This window comes from Gaoshiqia hydrogeniformans, from assembly GCF_049347105.1.
GTDB classification, from domain to species: Bacteria; Bacteroidota; Bacteroidia; order Bacteroidales; family Prolixibacteraceae; genus Gaoshiqia; species Gaoshiqia hydrogeniformans.
In genome coordinates this window covers 4,553,038-4,571,500 of sequence record NZ_CP186334.1, presented here as the reverse complement: position 1 = coordinate 4,571,500, position 18,463 = coordinate 4,553,038, and the positions used below count along the sequence as shown (strand labels likewise).

The following is an 18,463-nucleotide window of genomic DNA, read 5'->3' as shown; positions in this document are numbered from 1 at the left end:
TGTTAAGTTGGATTTGATTCGCCGGTTCCGGCCACGAAATCGCCTTTTATCCGGTACGGGTTTGAGGCCGGAACCCGCTGAAAGGCGTCTGCCGGACAAACGCGGGCAATGGAACACGCATTACAGTTTACACACAGGTCGTGGCGAACCTGCAAATGCAACGATCCGTTTCCGAAAGAGGTGCATCCCTCCACGCATTTCGCGCAACCAATACATAAATCTTCATCGATTTCATATTCAAAATACGGATCTTCCACAAATTTTCGCCGGATGGCCGAAGTTGGACAAAGCTGATTTTCGGCAGCCGTTGACAGGGCATTTGCATCGGGTTTAAGGTAGCCCCCGCACAAATCACAATAACCGCAAAGTTCGTAGGCATGTACGCATTTTACAGCCGAAGGGGTAACTACACAATAATCGGCACAACGTCCGCAAAAAATACATTTGAAGGGGTCGATCTGCCAAACGTAATCGTCGGCTGAAGCCTTCAGGGCGGCTGCTCCGGCGATACCGGCCAAAGACAAGCCCAAAGTCAGGCGCATTCCTTTTTGAATGAATTCCCTCCGGTCAGTCTTTTTATGAAGCAATTTATCTTTCATTCTTTCGGGTTTGTCGGGCTTTATCCAAATCACAGGCAGTAAATTTCGAGCAGGATTTGCAGCGTTCGTCGGCAGTGCATTTAAAGTCAATGCGGTTCTGCCTGGCCAGCAACAGCGCTCCCCCGGTGATCAGCGTTAAAATGCCAAGCCGGAATCCTGTTTGTAAAAATGCTTTTCTATTCATCATTCATCGATTTTTGGTTCAAAGATCCGCAGCTGTTTCCGGCTGAAATCGAGCAAAAACACGCGTCCTTCTTCGTCAGCACAGACATCCGGAGCGGCCGAGTTCGAATCAAACATATCGGGGGCCGCCACAACACCCCGATATTCCCCATGCTGATCATACCTTTTCACACGAACAATCCCTTTTTCACTGGTTATAAATGAATTGTCATTCATAACGAACATGTGTGCCGGGTTGCAGCACCCGCTGAATCCATCGGTTTTCACCGACGACCTGGCCCATGAAGTACGCAGCGAAGCATCCGGATTAAAATTTAACAGGCTGTGACGCCCGGGATCAACGGCCCACAAAAAACCTTCCTCACTTAAGGCAATATCAAAATAAGGGCTTGGGATGATGAATCCGGGTACTGATTTCTGCTCATCCTTTTCGCCGATACGCTGAACCAGCTGCCCCTCGTGAGTACACTGATAAACAACCCGGTTGCCGGCATCGGCAACATAAACATAGCGACCGGAAACAGCCAGCGAGGTAATCACCGACCTTGGGCCGTAATCGTCCCAACGATCGATCACATCGCCGTTCTGACTGAGGCAGGTCACCTGGTTTTTAAAGGCAAGCCAAATATTTTCGTGTACGGCGATGGCGGTAGGCGAATCGTCCAGCCTGATTTGTTTGAGTAAATGCCCTTCAATATTTAAGATGAGCAGGCTACTGTCTGCAATCAGGTAGAAAGTTCCGGCCTGGCAGGCGATTCCTTTCGGCTCGGCAACCGGTAGTTGCAAAGCCCTGATTTCCCGGTAAATCACTTCTGACGAATCGACGACCGTAAACTCCTGAATATCGAAGGCATATGGATTTTCGATGTGTTTACCGCTACGATTCAACATAAAATCACGACCGATGATAAATGCAATGGCCAGGGCGACCACGATCAGGATGCGATTCAGGAGCTTTCTTTTTTTCATTTCGGGTAAATTAAGTTTATACTGCCATACTTAAAGTGAACTTACTTACTGATATCCAGACAAAACATGGTTTTAGAGTCGCGCAGTAAGAGCCGTCCGTCGGCAACAGCCAGCGGCGCCCAGGCATCATGGCCGTCAAATATTTTCTTTTGCGCCAGTTCGATGTATTGTTTGGTATCCGGTTTAATCATCGTTAAGGTTCCGTCGTCGCTCAGGATATACATTTTTCCATCAGCAATCAGAAAAGGGCCAAGCCCAAAGCGGGTGGTTTTTCCCGAGGTCCAAACCATTTCCTGCACCTGATCGGGATGGACGCAAACCAGCTGATTCCGGTTTGAGCCGCCGTCTTTGGGGAGAATGCCAAATAAATGCCCGTTCCAGACAACCGGCGTTTGTTGTTCGCTGGCCAGGCCGTCGCGCGGAAGGTATTCGGCCAGCACATCAACTTTAAACCGTTTCGCTTCCTCACTCACTTTAATCATCATCCCTCCTGCCCCGTAACCGGCCGTGAGAAAAATCCGCCCGTCGTCAAAAACCACCGGCGAAGGAGCAACCACCGAGTGGTTCCAGGCATTGGACTGCCACAGCGCGGTTCCTTCGTCGTCTCCGTCGGCCGCGATACCGCAAACACCGCCTTCGGCGCTGTACACGTACATATTTTGTCCGTTTAACTGCATGGGCATAATGGATGAATGCGACATTTTCCACTGCATATCGTTGGGACTTTCCCACAGTACTTTTCCGGTATGAATGTCTACTGCGATCATGATGGCGCTTCCTCCCGGCGCCAGGATCACCTTGTCGCCGTCAATCAGCGGACACTGTGCGGTGTACCATTGCGGAACCGTGGCGCCGTAATCTTTTACCAAATCGAGTCCCCACTTAAAGTCGCCCGACAGGCGGTCGACGCACATCACCTGGCAACGCGGCCCAATGGTTACCACATAATCTTCGGTAACAGCGGGGACAGTTCGCGACATACCGTGATTTCGTTTCACGCGCACCTCGTAGGAGCGTCTCCACACTTCCTTTCCGTCAGCAAACGAAAAGCAGCGAAGTGCATCTTCCCGGTTTTCTTCATCATAATCAAGCAAATACACATAGCCTTTGTAGATGGCAGGCCCGGCATGTCCTTCGCCAAGCTCAACGGTCCATAATACCTCCGGTTCGCCGGAATTCCACGAATCTTTCAGCGCTTGTTTTTCAGACACGATATTATCGAAAGCAGCACCGCGAAAACGGGGCCAGGTACCTTTCATTTCGGCGGCCTGGTGGCCAAACAAATTGAATTTTTCCCCGATCAGGATGATTTCCTGCATCAGGCTGCCGGCCTCGCGCTGATCTTCTCCGGGCATACTTGCTGTAAGGTCGCCTGTCGGATCTTTTGTCAGCCAAAAAACAAAGGCCCCAATGCCAATCACCGAAACCAGTCCAGCCAACGAATGAATCAGAATTTTCTTCACGCTACGCTTTCAAATTATACACCATCAACAGCTCGCCATGCCGTATAAAGAGCTTTCCTTCATGAATAAAAGGATGAGCCCAGTGCGGTCCGCTACCTTTTTTCACCTGGAAGGTACTGATCGGGTTAAAGCCTGAGGGATCGGGTTTTACAATGGCCACATTTCCGCGCTGTTCCTCGTAAATATAGAGCAACCCATCGGCATAAATAACAGCGCCTTTGGTATTCCAGGGAACATTGTAGGTAATTTCGCCGGTTTCCCAGTTTTTGCACAACCAGTTTCCTTTCCGGTTATTTTCCCAGTTTGAACCATAAATGTAACCATCCAACTCAATCAGTCCGTGGTGGTGGTTATCAAAAATGGTATCGGTATACATTTCGGTGAACCCGTTCTGCTCAGCATTTACTTTCAGCATGACGGCCGGATAATCGTAACCCATCGACAAGAATATTTCATCCTTCCTGAACAAGGGAATATTTGTCCAGATCAGGCCAGGCTGATCTGACCATTTTTCCTGATTATAATATTTGTAGGTCATTTTCACCATCCCTGTTTCAGGCTCAACGGCCACCAGGTTGGTTGCCGAAGCCGCCAGAATGTACCGGTTGCCGTTCAGTTGGTACAAAGTGGGCGATGCATATGACCGTTGTCCGCCAACACAGTCGGTTTTCCACAGGTTTTCACCGGTCATTTTATTAAAAGCCACAACCGAGGTTTCGGTTCCCCCGGGAGTACAAATCACCTTATCATCCACGATCAGGGGAGACTCCGAAACGCCCCAGATATGCCAGTCGGCTTTAAAATCGCGGTCGACATTCACTTTCCAGTTTATGGCGCCGGTTTCAGCATTCAGGCAAACCAACTCGCCGATACCGCTGATCACATAAACGCGGTCGTCTTCGATTGTAGGTGTGCTCCGGGTGTCGGGGAACGATTGTTTCCAGGATTCGCCGTAGGGAACCTGCCACTTTTTATCTCCTTCAAAATCGATGCAGGTCAGGTAATCAAGGGTATCGATCATCCCGGTGGCATAGATGTATTTTCCGTTGGAAACAACCGAAGAATAGCCCTTCCCGATGCCCTCGAATTCGAGCAGCAGCGCAGGGCCGGATTCGGGCCACTCTTTCAGCAAGCCGGTATCCGGGAATTTACCGTCCCGGTCGGGCCCCCGAAACTGGACGATTTGTGCGTTTGTTAATCCGGTAAAAAACGTTAAGATGAAAATGATAAAAGATAACTTCATGTTGATTTAAGTTGGTTTTTTTATGATCGGTCAGTTCGCCGTTGTCGCCCATTTAGCTGGCTGATATTTTATAGGCCACCAGGGCGTTTCCGTGGCGGACATACAAGACGCCATTGTGAACCGCCGGATGAGCCCAGTGTTGTGCCGAACCATATTCAACTTTTGCTTTGGAGATCAGCTCGAATTTATCCTTAACCGGATTCACGAGCGCCAGTTCTCCTTTTTCGGAATACAAAATCAGCTTACCTCCGGCTACAATAATTACCCCGTTGCCCACTTCGGACGAATGCCATTTTTCGTCGCCTGTTTTCCAGTCGAGACAAAACCATCCGCGCGATTTGTGGCCTGAACCGTAAAGGTATCCGTCAATCAGGACGGCGCCTCCCATTTGGTTATCCATTTTCTCGGTACTCCAGACTTTTTTCACGGCAGTTCCGTTGTCATTTAAAGCCAATTTTACACCACCTTGTCCGTAGCCGCTAAAGCAATAAAGAGCCTGATCCTGAAAGATCGGCGTATTCGGATGAATATTGTACTGGTTGGGGTGAGGATAGCTCCACAACAATTTGCCATCTTTGGCATCTACGGCAATTACTTCTTTCCCGGTATGCGTCACCAGCAGTTTACGGGCCTGAAGGCTGACCAGTTTTGGCGTACAGTACGCTGCTGTTTCCCCTTTACCGGCACTTTTCCAAATCAGGTCGCCGGTTAACCGGTGAAGGGCCACCAGATTAAATTCTTTTCCTCCCGGAGTAAAGTATACATGGTCGCCGTCAACAACAACCGTTTCGTTAAAGCCCCAGCGAAGGTGTTCCGAGCCGAAATCCCTGGCCAGTTCTTTCTTCCACATCGCTTTCTCCGTTTCGAGGTTAAAGCAAATCAATTCGCCGTATCCGGTTGTGATGTAGGCCAGCTGATCAACGATCGTGACTGCCGTTCGTGAGCCGGGATAACTCACTTCAAACTCTTTTCCGTAATTCAGCTTCTTTTCAAGGGTGCCTTTTGGGCTGATGATGTAGAGGTAGCCGAGCTGATCGGTCATCCCGGTGCAATAGATTTTCCCGTTGGCAAATACCGGGCTCGAAAAACCTTCGCCCAATCCCTCAAAATGCCACAAAACCTCAGGCCCATTCTCAGGCCACGTGTTCAGCAATGACGGAGCAGGATAGTTAGCTTCGGCATTTTCACCGCGCCAGCTGGTTGTTTGCTGTGCATTTAATGTAAGAACCAATAAAAGATTTAGTAGAATGACAGATAGTTGTTTCATATGATGCTATTTTCAGGTAATTGATTTCTGTTTTTGAGTAATTTCACACGAGATTACCGGCGCTTCCAAATTTATTAAGGAAAGTGCAGATTACACAGTCAGTTAGCAAATTTAATCAGGATCTAAATAGTTAGATTTGTTAACAACTATTATGTTTATAGAATTATTGCATCAATCTGACTGACTGACAAATAAAAAGGTTCACCCCAAAAAGAGGATGAACCTTAAACGATTACTATTTTTTGCAAAATTGAGATATGTCAACTCCTTACTGTCGGAAAAAATCCGCAAGAACAATCATTTTTTCAATTTACTATACAGCCAATCAGTCCTCATTTCCTGTTGTTCGGGATAGGTCCAATGTTGGGTATCCTGAAAAATCTGCAGTTCTTTGGGCGCATCGATCACATTATATGCCGCATAAATTGAAGTAGGAGGACAAACGTTATCATTAAATCCCCAGGAATACCAACCGGGAACTTTAACGAAACGGGCGAAGTTAACCACATCATAGTATTTTGATGTTTCAATCCGTGCTTCACGCTGTGTTTCTTTTGTCTGAAACAGATGAGGCCAGCCTCCGGCACGGCCCTTTAAATAACCGGTCAGATCGGAAAGGGCCGGGTAAAAAGCCGCCAGGTATTTAATTCGCGCATCCAGACCTGCGGTAATAATCGACAGGGCTCCTCCCTGGCTTCCGCCGGTTACAGCCACGTTTTGTCCGTCAAATTCGTCCAAGCCGTAAATAAAATCGACCGCCCTGACACAGCCGAGGTAAACGCGCTTGTAATAATAACTGTTTTTGTCATCCATTAGAGCCTGATTATAATTCACCAGAGCCCCGGCCCGCAAATCGTCGTATACCCCCGGATCGAGATTCACCGGAATCCCGTGAATTCCGATTTGCAAGGTGATAAATCCCTTCTCGGCCCCGCTGACATCGCCGTAATACGGCCGAACCCCTGCGCCGGGCACATGCAGTATGGCCGGGTATTTTCCGGTCTTTTTAGGTTTGCACAGGATTCCGTAAATTTTACCCTCAATATTTTTCATGCTCACGTGAAATACGTCGACCTGATCAGTGCACCGTTCAGGCATAAGCCTTAAAACAGGCTCCACAGGGACTGCGGCCAGCTTCTGCTTCCATCCATCCCAAAAAGCAATAAAATCGTCGGGTAACGAAGTGGACGGCATAATCCGGTCGACCTCGTAGCCGGCCGTTGAATAACTTGAGTATTTTTTCCCGTCGACCTCTACTTCAGCCAGACACTGCAGAAAACCGGGAACTTTCATCCCTTTCGCTTTTACGACGGCGGATCCTTTCTTCAGGGTGATCGTCCCTTCATCCAAAATGTCCATTTTCTCCGGTCGTATCGTGTATTTCACATCCGCATCCAGGGGAATGTCATTCTTAAAAACGGATATGGTAAATTCGGCCGGTTCGCCGTTGCGATACATCCAATCCGGATGATTGGGAGTGACCACGACTGTCACTAATTTTTTCTGAGGTTGTGCATTTACCGACAGGAAGATCGATAAAATACAAGAAAGTGCAAATAGTATTCTCGTCAGTTTCATCATCATTACGAATTTATTGGATTAATAAGGTGGCTAAAAATAAAAAACTCCAGTGAGACACCGGAGTTTTTTTATCGAAAAATTTATCTAAATAACGACTATAATTTTGGTTCCCAGCCGGGCTCGTATTCGCGGGTCCAAAGTTTCATGGCGTCGCGGTCATAGATATGTCCGTTGTTTGTATCTACATCGAACGATTTTCCTACCCGGTACGAGATGTTGGCGTAATGTGTCAGCAGTTGGCTCATGGCCCCCATATCGATTGGAGAATTCAATTTGTTCGATTTCCCCCGGATATTGTCAAAAAAATTGATGATGTGATCATCAGTCATATCGCCGCCGCCGCCAAGCGCCGTTCCGGCTTCGCTGCCGCTCGATTTGCTGTCGCGGACGAGCTTCCCGCTCCGGTCGTATAACTTGTAGCCCCCTCGATCGACAAAAACAGAACCTTCGGTTCCGTAGATAATTGTTCCCCGGTCAGATCCATAGGTTTTGGCTCCGTTGCGGCTTTTTCCGTCCCATTTAATTATTTTATTTCCGGGAAAACGGAAGGTGGCATCCATGGTGTCGTACATTTCCCAGCCATCGTCCAGAAAATGACGTTTGGCTGCCTCTACATCCACATGTTCGGGATAGTCGACCTGCAAAGCCCAGCGGGCAATATCCAGTTCGTGGGTGGCATTATTCCCGGTCTCGGCAGTTCCCCAGTGCCAGCCATACCAGTGCCAGTTGTAGTCCCAGATGTCGTGCATATAATCCACCCGCGGAGCCGGTCCCTGGAATAATTCCCAATCGAGACCTTCGGGAACGGGCGCTTTTTGCGGAATAACCACCGGTCCGCGATTATTGGAATAAAACGCCACGGCCCGGTAAACATCGCCGATAACACCCTTGTGGATTTCATTCATGATCTCAATCGACTCGTTGGATGACCGTTGCTGATTTCCCATCTGGATCACTTTGCCGTATTTTTTCTGAAAAGCGACCAATAATTCGCCCTCTCCCGGACTGTGTGTACAGGGTTTTTCCAAGTACACGTGTTTCCCGGCCTCCATCGCCATCCAGGTGCCCGGGGCATGCCAGTGATCGGGGGTGGCATTAAAAATGGCATCGACCTTTTTATCGGCAAACACTTCGCGGATATCATTCACCAAAACGGCTTTGCCCGATACTTTCCCGGCTAAGTCTTTGCCAACTTTTTCGCGTTGCTTTTTCATGACATCGCAGATATAGGCCAGATCAACATTGTTGTTTTTATCTTTTAAGGCTGTGTAGTACGCTCCTACCCGGCGTCCGCAACCCATCAGAGCCACACTGAGCCGGTCGTTGGCGCCAATAATGCGCGAATAACTCTTTGCCGACATCCCCATCGCCGAAGCGCCCAGGGTCATTCCGGCAGCGCCGGCTACCGTCTTTCTTAAAAAATCTCTTCTGCTTGTACTCATGCTATATTTTGGTTTTTGGTTTATTTCAGCGCCTCCAACATTCCCCTGACGTAGCCCACCGACTCGGCAAATCCGGCAAAAGGATTATCGCCGTCCTTTTCGTATTCAAAAGCGACAATCCCATCGTATTCCAACTCAATCAAATCTGAAAGGAACGTTTTGAGATCGATCACGCCACGGCCGATCTCACAGGTTGAACCGTCATGATCGGCCCGCGTAACATCTTTCACATGAATGTCGAAAACCCGGTCGTAAAAATCTTTTACATCCTGCGAGGGGTCCCTGTCAATCCGTTTGGTGTGGCCAATATCGATACACAATCCCATGCGCGGGTCCATCTCTTTAATCAGCAGATAGGCGCTTTCGGCGCTTGGATAAAGCTTATCACCGGGACCGTGATTATGGATTGCCAGTTTGATATCGTAAGCTTTTACTTTATTTTCAACATAAGGGAGCAACTCGTGATTCGGAACGCCAACAATCATCTTCATCCCGGTTTTCGATGCATATTCAAATGCCTGGTCAACTTCATCCTCACTGGTCATATAAATAACTCCCCCGGCATACAGATTAATCCCGGCATCCTTACATTTTTGCACCATCTGGGCGATTTCTTCATCCGATGCATCCAATCTTAAATGAAAACTTTTCAGTGATAAATTATTGATTTCCAGCTTTTGCATGAATGCCAGGGTTTCGTCGATCGTAAACTTCCGGAAGGTGTATGAGGCAACGCCTAGTGTAAATTTGGCTTCTTTCGGCTTCGCTTCGTCCGTATCCGGCTTACCGCAATGGCAGGATGCCGCGAACAAAACAACGAGCGTGAGTAACAAGGCATAAACAGGTTTTAGCAATTTCATGATTTACTAATTAAGCGGTTTGATTTTTATACTCCTGAAGTGAACGGTATCATTGTGATCCTGTAACAACACCGGGGTTTCTGCTGACAGTCCGAACGCTTCAAATCCGGCATACTTACTCCGTGCCACCAGGGCGCGGTAAATATTACTGTCACGAACATACTCAACCAGTTTAATGCCGTTCAGCCAATGTTCAACCCGGTTATCCGGGTAAACGACCACCCGTCCACGATTCCAGCTTCCAACCGGATTGACAAATCTCGATTGTTTCTCTGCGGGAATCAGATCGTAGAGCGACGCCATTTTCCGGTTACCTGCAGCGCCCATACTCGCATCCGGATGGCGCTCATCATCCAGGATCTGGTATTCCAGGCCGATGGAAGGGCCATTATTGCCAAGACCGTATTTAACGCCGCTGTTGGCGCCTTCGGTCAGCATAAACTCGAACTGCAAGTCAAAGGCTTTAAATTTCTCAACCGTTACAATGTCCCCCGGCCGTTTCTCCGATTCACTTTTTTTGCCCAAAACAGATAACAGACCGTCTTTTATTTCCCAGCCTTGTTCGGGGAAGCCGTCGGCATGAACGCTTTTCCATCCGGCCGAAGTTTTTCCGTCAAACAATAACTTGTAGCCCTGTGCTTTCTCTGTTTCCGACAAATTATTGGCTAACAAATTGACAACAAACACATCCGGAGCCAAAGTCGGCTTTAGCCCGGTGGTTTTAATGCGGATGTTTCTCCAGCGTATTTGGTTGCCGGCCTGTTCCGCACGGCCAATCGAATGAACCTGCAGACTGATAAAACCTTCGGCCGTCATGTCGTCAATCAGATGGGCCACCGGAACCCCGTTTATCCAGGTGCGGATGTTGTTCCCCACGCATTCGATCCGGTATTTATTCCACTCGCCTTTTTTAAAGGCTTTCCCGCCTTCCGGGTTTAATGTTCCCGGATATAACCAGCCGCGCCGGGCTTCGTCGTAAATCCCTCCGCTCCAGGCTCGGGCCGACGGATCAACTTCACACTGATAACCATGCACCCTCCCGTTTTGATAATCCGGACTACTCAAACTTCGGAACTGAATTCCCGAGTTCATATCGTTATCTACCAAGAGCTCCAGTTCCAGTATAAAGTCGCCATAGTTTTTTTCGGTGCTTAAAAACGAATTCGGGGTATTAGCAACAGTAGTCCCTACAATTTCGCCGTTAACGACTTCGTACTTAGCCTCCCCGTTTAGTTGTTTCCATCCGGTGAGGTCTTTCCCGTTAAACAAATTCACCCAATCCTTTTCATTTGTTTTAGCCATCAAGGCCGTGGTGAAGAACAATAAAGAAAATAACAAGATCTGCTTCATGGTTTCATCTGATTTTAGTTAGCATTTCTATTTTATCCACAAATCGGCTGTGAACGCAAACGAAATTAGTAAATTCTGATTTTTCAGGTATATTTGTTACCCTGAAACTGGTTTTATAACAGTTATAAGTACCGTTACAACGAAATCAACCAAATTGAACAAAGAGCTCATACATAACTATTTGGAAAAAATTCTTCGAAGCAGGCATTTCTCTAAATCGAAAATAAGCTGCGATTTGCTGGAGTACCTGGTTTTGGCATCCATTGAAGGAAAAAATCCGAAAGAATATACCATAGGCGTTGAGCTGTTTGGCAAAAAGTATGAGGATGAAAACAAATCGGACTCCAATATCCGCGTGTACATTCACAATGTCCGGAAGAAACTGAAGGACTATTACAACGATGAAGGGAACAAGGACCAGGTTGTTTTTGAAATTGATCGCGGAAAATATCATGTCAGTTTTAAAAGCCGGAAAGAATATGCCGGAAACAAACAACGGTCGTATTTTATTCCTTTTCTGGCAACTCTTATACTGTTCCTGGTCACCTTTTTCCTGTTTATCTTCAAGGAAAAAGAACCTAAACCCGTATGGAAGGACTTGCCGGTTTGGCAGGAGTTTGCCGACAATGATTTAAAAACACTTCTGGTGCTGGGCGATTATTACGTATTTCAGGGCATGTTGCCAACCGGAAAGATCGGCATATACCGCGATTTTTCGATTAATTCGGAAGTTGAATACGAGCACCTGCTGGATAAAAAACCCGAGCTTGTCAAGTTGCTTTCCAAGTCGAACCTGACCTATTTGTCGAAAATGGCGGCATTTTGCGAAAGCGATATTTACCAGGTTTTTGCTCAAACCGGAGGAGAGATTGAAGTAAAGCTTCTTTCCGACGTTCAACCAACTGATTTAAAGAACTATAATATCATTCTTGTCAGCAACTTCAAAAATATGGGTATCTTTGAAAACATCATTCAAAAGATGAATTTTTCATTCGGAATATCCAATACATCCATTCCGTATATTATTTCGAACGATCCCTGTGCGCAAATCTATGAAGCCCGAAACGACTACCTGAAAGAGGAGGATTATGCCCTGGTGATTCATGCAGGCGGGTACAGCAATAACCGGTATTTATTCTTCCTGTCGAGCCAGGATATCGGTAACATTTCCACAGTAAAACAATTTACTCAAACCGAATACATGCGCCATTTCCGGGAAGAATACCTCAACCAGATCAATGCTGTTGATTTTAAAGCATTGTACAAAGTCGAAGGAATAAATAAAACCGATTTATCATTCGAACTCATCCGCTTTGAATAAAATCAGGTGAGCTGGCCGGCTGCAATTGGCATTGTTGATATGGTATAAAAAGCTGATGCCCAAAACCGGCAATTAAACGAATCCGGTTCCTGATTCTGTCAAATTCACCGCTTTTGAGCATCAGGCGTGCATCGCTATATTTTTGGCAAGATCCAGGGAGCCCGGTAGTTGGCTTTTACCAGTTGATTGGCTTCTGCATCGTTAATAAACTCCTGCTTCTCGTGGTTCCAGAAAACCTTATGCCCGGTACGATACGCAATATTTCCCAGGTGAGCTATGCGGGCAATATGGGCCCCGGTTTCAATATCGCAGTTCGGGGTTTTCCCGTTTTTAATGCAGTCCAGGAAGTTTCTCACATGCAAGTCAAGCCCATCGCCTTGCGCGGGTTGCTGCGCCATCCCGGTAAAACCTTCTTTTGTGCTGGTACTTTTTGTTTCAGGAATAACCTCCCAGCCCGAACGGTCGGCCACCAGGGTGCCGTACTCGCCGACAAAAGCAACGCCATGTCCGCGGCGATCGTAATTAGCGCCGTAAATTCCGATGGTATGGTCCCAAACAAGGTTGAACTTACCAAAATCATAAACGGTTGTCATGGTATCGGGTGTTTCCATGGCGTCATCCGGGAAAGCATATTTCCCGCCAACCGCCATCACCGACTGCGGTACATATTCATTCATCCCAAACAGGGCATAATCGAGCAGATGCACGCCCCAGTCGGTCATCACCCCGCCGGCATAGTCCCAGTACCAGCGAAAACTGGCATGAAAACGGTTTTTGTTATAAGGACGTTTGGGAGCCGGGCCAAGCCACATATCGTAATCAACCCCTTCGGGCGCTTCGGTATCGGGTTCAACCGGTATCGACCTTTTCCAGCCGACATTCGACCATGAGCGCACCGTACGCACTCTGCCCAGGTTACCGGCCTGCACGTAATCCACCACGTCGCGCCAATGCGGATGACTGCGTTGCCACTGTCCAACCTGTACCACGTTTTTATAGCGTTTTTGGGCGGCAATCATCACATTACACTCCTCGATGGTGGTACCAATCGGCTTTTCCACATACACATGCTTGCCGGCCTCGGAAGCATAAACCATTGGTAAACAATGCCAGTGATCGGGGGTGCCGACAATAATGGCATCAATGTCTTTATGATCCAGCATTTCGCGAAAATCGGCATACATCAGCGGTTTTTTGCCGGTCAGCTTTTCTACTTCCGCAGCACGCGGTTCCAGAACGCGTTTGTCCACATCGCACAGGGCGACGCATTCCACATCCTTGTTTTTCAAAAACGACTGAAGATCGCTGAAGCCCATGCCGCGGCATCCGATCAGGCCGACATTTATTTTTTCGTTTGGGGAACAACCGGCATTCATGATCGTGGGTAGCGCCGCTATGCCTGCCGTTATTACCGCAGATTGTTTGATAAAACTTCTTCTGTCAGTTTCTTTCATCAGGTATTCTTATTTTTAATGAACTAGTTAGTAAAACAGCCCGTAAAGGTAACAGAATAAGTCCAATCATAAAACAAACAAAAACGATTCGTCGGGCGCAATTCGTTGCAAAAAAGAAAAAAATCATTAAATTACCTCTGTCAAAAAATAATAATCGTAACATCCTGACTTACCGGTTAAACGTCTTTGGAAACGAACATCAAACCGGGACAACGAAAGATTGAAACTACTAATTAAGATGACAAACAGCGGAAAAACAGGGAGATCATCCATTCTCAAAGCCGTGGATACCATCCGGATCGGAATTTGGAACTGGGATGTAACATCAGGGGAATTTATCATCGATGAAACTTTTGTCAGGATCATGAATTACGAAAATGAGGATTTACTCCCTGTTCAAAAGCCAGGATGGTACAAATTGAACAAGCCGGAGAAACAAGCTGCATCCAAAACAATTATTTGCCATTTTGCATCAACAAAACAAGATCACCTGTTTGTGGATTTCCGGTTTAAACACCGGAGCGGGCAATGGATAAACCTGCAAAGCTCCGGCCGGGCTACCCGATTTGATGAATCCGGAAACCCGGAATCGTTTACCGGCACCCTGATCAATATTTCCGACTTGTTTGACTCACGCCAACATCTGAAATACCGTTATGAAATAGAAAAACTGGTTGCCGGCATATCGGCCGATTTTGTCGGGATTTCCCACCACAAAACGGATGAAGCCATCCGGAAAACCCTTGAAAAGATCGGCCGTTTTTCGGAAATTGACCGGAGTTACGTTTTTTTGCTGAAACATCATAACCTGTTCATGCACAACACGCATGAATGGTGCGCACCCGGCATTAAACCCGAGATGGACAACCTTCAGGGACTGCCCGTCTCAATTTTTCCCTGGTGGATGAATAAATTGAACCGGCAGGAACACATTTACATTTACGATATCGCCGATATGCCTGCCGAAGCAGTTGCCGAACAGGAAGTTTTGCAATCGCAGGAAATTTGTTCCCTTCTGGTAGTCCCCATTCATTACAAGAAAGAACTGTTCGGCTTTATGGGATTCGATTCGGTAAAAAAACATAAAGAGTGGCCGAAAGCAGATATCCATTTACTGGAAACGATAGGCAACATCATTGCCAATGCCCTGAACGCCAAAAATAACCAGGAACTGCTCATAAAAGCCAAAGAAGCAGCTGAAGAAAGCAACCGGACAAAATCAGCTTTTCTGTCTACCATCAACCACGAACTCCGTACACCGCTCCACCACATCCTGGGATTCAGCGATTTGCTTCGCAGTAAAAAACTACCGCTTGACCAAACAGAGACCTTTGCCGGTAAAATTTATGACAGCGGCAAAAACCTGCTCCAAATCATCGAAGATATTTTAAGCCTGGCCCTTACTGACCAGATTGATATTAAAATCAGGAGCGAGCGGTTTAAGGGAATCGACCTGTTTATCCAACACAAAGCCCTGCTCGAAGAAATTCTGGCCATGTCGAACAAACAAAACGATATCGAATTAAGTTATAATCCCGACTCAAAATTTCTGAACCAGGTATTTCTGGCTGATAAATCAAAAATCAACCAGATCATACTTAATCTGTTTAAAAATGCCATAAAATATACCCACTCAGGAAAAGTCACTTACAGCGTTCAGTTTGATCAGTCAAAAAAAATTACCTTCTCGGTAACCGATAGCGGTATTGGCATTCCGGAAAGCCACCAGGAAACCATTTTTGAATATTTCAGGCAAGTGGATGAAACGCTTACCCGGCCGTACAACGGTATTGGAGTTGGATTGGCCATCTCAAAAAATATTGCCAAGATCCTGAATGGCCGGATCCTTGTTGAATCTTCGCCCGGCGAAGGGAGCTGTTTTTCATTTGAACTGCCGGTTGAAACGTCTAGCGACCAGGTTCCGCTTTTAGCCGACGACAAGGACGCCGTGACGGTTCCCGATTTCTCAGAAAAACAGTTTCTGATTGTTGACGATGACCCGATGAGTGTTTTCATTCTGAAAAACCTGTTAGCGCCAACCAATGCAGAATTGACACAGGTTGATGATTTGTCTTTCACCACTGAATCATTGCAGGAAACAGATGGTGCCGACCTGGTATTGCTCAACTTGAAAATGCCTGTTGAAAATGGCTTGAAACTGGCTTCAGCCCTAGCCGAACGTCGCGAAAACTACCCGCTGATTGCCTTAAGCGCCCACTCGCTGATCAGCGAAAAAGAAAAAGCTTTGCTGGCCGGATGCAAAGCCTTCGTTTCCAAGCCCATCGAACCGGGTCTGCTGTTTGAAGCGATCAAAAAAATAATCAACCCCTGATAAAATTTAAAGAGGCTATTTTTTAACAAAGTCTCTTCTGTTAAAAAATAGCCTCCGGTAAAGCTGAAAGCCGCAGGGATTATTTCAGGCCCCGTTTCTTTAGCAAGGGGTCGACCGAAGGATCCTGGCCTCTGAAATCGCGATAAATTACCATTTCTTCGTCTGAACCGGATTTGGCCAGCAGCGTACGAAATTTGGCAGCCAATTCGGGGTTAAACAGATCGCCCGATTCTTTAAAAGCCTGAAAGGCGTCGGTATCCAGCACGGCCGCCCAAATGTAAACGTAATACCCGGCAGAATAACCACCGCTGAAAATATGAGAAAAATAAGTACTCCGGTAACGCGGAATAATTTCATCAATCAGCCCGATGGGGTCCATCGAAGCTTTTTCAAAAGCCGCCACATCGCCGTTAAGCGCCTGCGTATGCCAATCCATATCCAGAACGGAAGCGGCCAGGTATTCCACAGTGGCAAACCCCTGGTTAAAGTGTTCGCTGTTTACAATTTTTTGAACCAGATCGTCGGGAATCACCTCGCCGGTTTTATAATGTTTGGCATATACTTTTAGAACTTCCGGCTCAGCCGCCCAGTTTTCCATGATTTGCGAAGGTAATTCAACAAAATCGCGGGCAACGCGGCCAGCTGTTCGCTTGTAAGGCCCGTCGGTAAACAAGCCGTGCAGGGCATGCCCGAACTCGTGGAAGAAGGTCATCACTTCATCAAAGGTCAGCAAAGCCGGCAAATCGCCGCCGGGACGGGTAAAGTTGCAAACAATCGACGTAACCGGATATTCAAATTTTTCCCCGTCTTTATACGACTGGCTGCGGTAACCGGTATTCCACGCGCCCACCCGTTTGCCGTCTCTCGGGTGAAAGTCCATGTACAGTACGCCCACGTGCGAACCATCCGCTTCTTTGACTTCCCAGGCCTCGGCTTCGGGATGATACACCGGAATATCGGTGCGCCGTTCAAACGTAATACCGTATAATTTGTTGGAAACATAGAAAATACCCTCACGTACGTTATCGAGACTGAAATAGGGTTTGGTCTCTTCTTCGTCCAGATCGTATTTTTGCTTGCGAAGCTTTTCGGCATAATACCACCAATCCCACGAAGCCAGTTTAAAGTTCCCTCCTTCACGGTCGATGATGGCTTGCATCTCCTTACGTTCGTTTTTTGCAACTGCCAGCGCCGGCTTCCACAACTCGTGCAGAAAATCATACACCTGCCCGGGCGTTTTTGCCATGTTGATGTCGATTGTATAAGCCGCGTGATTTTCATATCCCAGCAGTTTGGCTTTCTCGTCGCGCAGGGCAACCATTTGAGCGACAATCTCTTTATTGTCGAACTCGTTATTATTGTCGCCGCGCATAAAATAACCACGGTAAATTTTTTCGCGTAAGTCACGGTTTTCAGCATATTGCAGGAAGGGGATCAGGCTGGGCTTTTGCAAGGTAAATATCCATTTACCTTCCATACTGTTTTTTTGTGCCTCGTCTGCAGCAGCCGCAATGAGGCCTCCAGGTAATCCAGCCAGATCTACTGCCGAATCAACCACCAACTGAAAATTTTTATTGGTTTCGGCCAGCAGGTTTTCTCCAAAACGGAGGCCTAAAGTCGAAAGCTGCTGGTTGAGTTCGCGTAAACGGGCCTGGCTTTCGTCGGGAAGGTTAGCGCCGTTACGCTCGAAATCCTGGTAATATTTTTCAATGACCCGCAATTGCTCCTGATCGTATCCGGCTTGTTCCCGCTGGTCGTAAACCGCTTTTACCCGTTCAAACAAAGCTTTATTCAGCATGATGTTATCGGAATGAGCCGTTTGTTTCGGGAAAATCTCCCGGGCCAGTTTTTGCATGTCTTCATTGGTATTGGCCGAATTCAGGTTCCCAAACACGGTCATCACCTGGTTAAGCAAACGCCCCGACTGGTCGAATGCCAGAATGGTGTTTTCAAAACCGGCCGGCTCTTCATTCGATGTGATGACATCAATTTCAAGTTGTTGTTGTTTAATGCCTTCTTCAACAGCCGGAAGAAAATGCTCCAGTTTAATCTGGTCGAACGGCGGCACCTGAAACGGGGTTTCATAAGCCGATAAAAACGGATTTTGCATGTTTGTTTTTGTCGCTTTTGATGAATGACAGGGTACAAAGGTAGCCAGTAATAAAACAAAAGCCGGGGTAATTTTCTTCATATCATTCTTTTTATTTTGGCTCGAAAAATACAAAACCCGGGAAAAGGATATCCTGACAAATGTTAGGATGAAGCAACTACTGTCGAAGAATCTACAAAATAACACGATGTTTTTACCGGATTGATTTATTGCGAATAAAAAATGATCAGGAGACAGGTTTAATCTAATGACACAATTGCTGTGTATAAAATCATTTGTATTTGTAACA

Annotated in this window: 14 protein-coding genes; 2 read left to right on the top strand and 12 right to left on the bottom strand. The window is 47.0% G+C overall.

Annotation, left to right across the window (positions count from 1 at the left end; all coding sequences use genetic code 11):
* Positions 1-2 precede the first annotated feature (2 nt).
* From ACOIT5_RS18215 to ACOIT5_RS18170, 10 genes are all read right to left on the bottom strand, one after another.
* Positions 3-599, bottom strand: a complete 597-nt coding sequence (locus ACOIT5_RS18215) for a 4Fe-4S binding protein (protein ID WP_423127594.1) — start codon at positions 597-599, stop codon at positions 3-5.
* Entirely contained in the window at positions 589-786 is a 198-nt protein-coding gene (locus ACOIT5_RS18210) for a hypothetical protein (RefSeq protein WP_423127593.1), read from the bottom strand. The genes ACOIT5_RS18215 and ACOIT5_RS18210 overlap by 11 nt, the downstream gene beginning before the upstream one ends.
* Positions 783-1,751, bottom strand: coding sequence for a hypothetical protein (locus ACOIT5_RS18205; protein WP_423127592.1), 969 nt, complete (start codon positions 1,749-1,751; stop codon positions 783-785). Before ACOIT5_RS18205 ends, ACOIT5_RS18210 begins: the two co-directional genes overlap by 4 nt.
* 41 nt (positions 1,752-1,792) lie before the next feature.
* Positions 1,793-3,214, bottom strand: coding sequence for a PQQ-binding-like beta-propeller repeat protein (locus ACOIT5_RS18200; protein WP_423127591.1), 1,422 nt, complete (start codon positions 3,212-3,214; stop codon positions 1,793-1,795).
* A 1-nt stretch (position 3,215) separates the two neighbouring features.
* Positions 3,216-4,457, bottom strand: a complete 1,242-nt coding sequence (locus ACOIT5_RS18195; RefSeq protein ID WP_423127590.1) for a PQQ-binding-like beta-propeller repeat protein — start codon at positions 4,455-4,457, stop codon at positions 3,216-3,218.
* Positions 4,458-4,509: 52 nt separating this feature from the next.
* On the bottom strand, positions 4,510-5,724 hold the full coding sequence (locus ACOIT5_RS18190) for a PQQ-binding-like beta-propeller repeat protein (RefSeq protein ID WP_423127589.1): 1,215 nt from the start codon (positions 5,722-5,724) through the stop codon (positions 4,510-4,512).
* A gap of 297 nt (positions 5,725-6,021) precedes the next feature.
* On the bottom strand, positions 6,022-7,308 hold the full coding sequence (locus ACOIT5_RS18185) for an acetylxylan esterase (RefSeq protein WP_423127588.1): 1,287 nt from the start codon (positions 7,306-7,308) through the stop codon (positions 6,022-6,024).
* A gap of 92 nt (positions 7,309-7,400) precedes the next feature.
* Entirely contained in the window at positions 7,401-8,747 is a 1,347-nt protein-coding gene (locus ACOIT5_RS18180; protein ID WP_423127587.1) for a Gfo/Idh/MocA family oxidoreductase, read from the bottom strand.
* A 20-nt stretch (positions 8,748-8,767) separates the two neighbouring features.
* Positions 8,768-9,607, bottom strand: a complete 840-nt coding sequence (locus tag ACOIT5_RS18175; protein ID WP_423127586.1) for a sugar phosphate isomerase/epimerase family protein — start codon at positions 9,605-9,607, stop codon at positions 8,768-8,770.
* Between the two features lie 6 nt (positions 9,608-9,613).
* The gene (locus ACOIT5_RS18170) at positions 9,614-10,957 is read right to left on the bottom strand and encodes a 3-keto-disaccharide hydrolase (RefSeq protein WP_423127585.1); all 1,344 of its coding nucleotides are present in this window, start codon (positions 10,955-10,957) and stop codon (positions 9,614-9,616) included.
* A 154-nt stretch (positions 10,958-11,111) separates the two neighbouring features.
* Between ACOIT5_RS18170 and ACOIT5_RS18165 the strand changes: the two genes are divergently transcribed.
* Complete coding sequence (locus ACOIT5_RS18165; RefSeq protein WP_423127584.1) at positions 11,112-12,278, top strand: hypothetical protein; 1,167 nt, start codon at positions 11,112-11,114, stop codon at positions 12,276-12,278.
* Positions 12,279-12,412: 134 nt separating this feature from the next.
* On the opposite strand, the gene ACOIT5_RS18160 is transcribed toward ACOIT5_RS18165, so the two are convergent.
* Positions 12,413-13,732: a Gfo/Idh/MocA family protein gene (locus ACOIT5_RS18160; RefSeq protein ID WP_423127583.1), complete on the bottom strand. Its 1,320-nt coding sequence runs from the start codon at positions 13,730-13,732 to the stop codon at positions 12,413-12,415.
* 238 nt (positions 13,733-13,970) lie between these two features.
* On the opposite strand from ACOIT5_RS18160, the gene ACOIT5_RS18155 reads away from it, so the two are divergent.
* Positions 13,971-16,064 (top strand): hybrid sensor histidine kinase/response regulator, encoded by a 2,094-nt coding sequence (locus ACOIT5_RS18155; protein ID WP_423127582.1) that lies wholly within the window; start codon positions 13,971-13,973, stop codon positions 16,062-16,064.
* Positions 16,065-16,143: 79 nt separating this feature from the next.
* On the opposite strand, the gene ACOIT5_RS18150 is transcribed toward ACOIT5_RS18155, so the two are convergent.
* Positions 16,144-18,255, bottom strand: a complete 2,112-nt coding sequence (locus ACOIT5_RS18150) for a M3 family metallopeptidase (protein ID WP_423127581.1) — start codon at positions 18,253-18,255, stop codon at positions 16,144-16,146.
* Positions 18,256-18,463 lie beyond the last annotated feature (208 nt).

Bases quoted from the DNA above. Each gene is read 5' to 3' on its own strand.
- ACOIT5_RS18150 (WP_423127581.1), bottom strand. From the start codon at position 18,255: ATGAAGAAAATTACCCCGGCTTTTGTTTTATTACTGGCTACCTTTGTA.
- ACOIT5_RS18180 (WP_423127587.1), bottom strand. From the start codon at position 8,747: ATGAGTACAAGCAGAAGAGATTTTTTAAGAAAGACGGTAGCCGGCGCT.
- ACOIT5_RS18215 (WP_423127594.1), bottom strand. From the start codon at position 599: ATGAAAGATAAATTGCTTCATAAAAAGACTGACCGGAGGGAATTCATT.
- ACOIT5_RS18160 (WP_423127583.1), bottom strand. From the start codon at position 13,732: ATGAAAGAAACTGACAGAAGAAGTTTTATCAAACAATCTGCGGTAATA.
- ACOIT5_RS18210 (WP_423127593.1), bottom strand. From the start codon at position 786: ATGATGAATAGAAAAGCATTTTTACAAACAGGATTCCGGCTTGGCATT.
- ACOIT5_RS18195 (WP_423127590.1), bottom strand. From the start codon at position 4,457: ATGAAGTTATCTTTTATCATTTTCATCTTAACGTTTTTTACCGGATTA.
- ACOIT5_RS18185 (WP_423127588.1), bottom strand. From the start codon at position 7,308: ATGATGATGAAACTGACGAGAATACTATTTGCACTTTCTTGTATTTTA.
- ACOIT5_RS18190 (WP_423127589.1), bottom strand. From the start codon at position 5,724: ATGAAACAACTATCTGTCATTCTACTAAATCTTTTATTGGTTCTTACA.
- ACOIT5_RS18205 (WP_423127592.1), bottom strand. From the start codon at position 1,751: ATGAAAAAAAGAAAGCTCCTGAATCGCATCCTGATCGTGGTCGCCCTG.
- ACOIT5_RS18155 (WP_423127582.1), top strand. From the start codon at position 13,971: ATGACAAACAGCGGAAAAACAGGGAGATCATCCATTCTCAAAGCCGTG.
- ACOIT5_RS18170 (WP_423127585.1), bottom strand. From the start codon at position 10,957: ATGAAGCAGATCTTGTTATTTTCTTTATTGTTCTTCACCACGGCCTTG.
- ACOIT5_RS18175 (WP_423127586.1), bottom strand. From the start codon at position 9,607: ATGAAATTGCTAAAACCTGTTTATGCCTTGTTACTCACGCTCGTTGTT.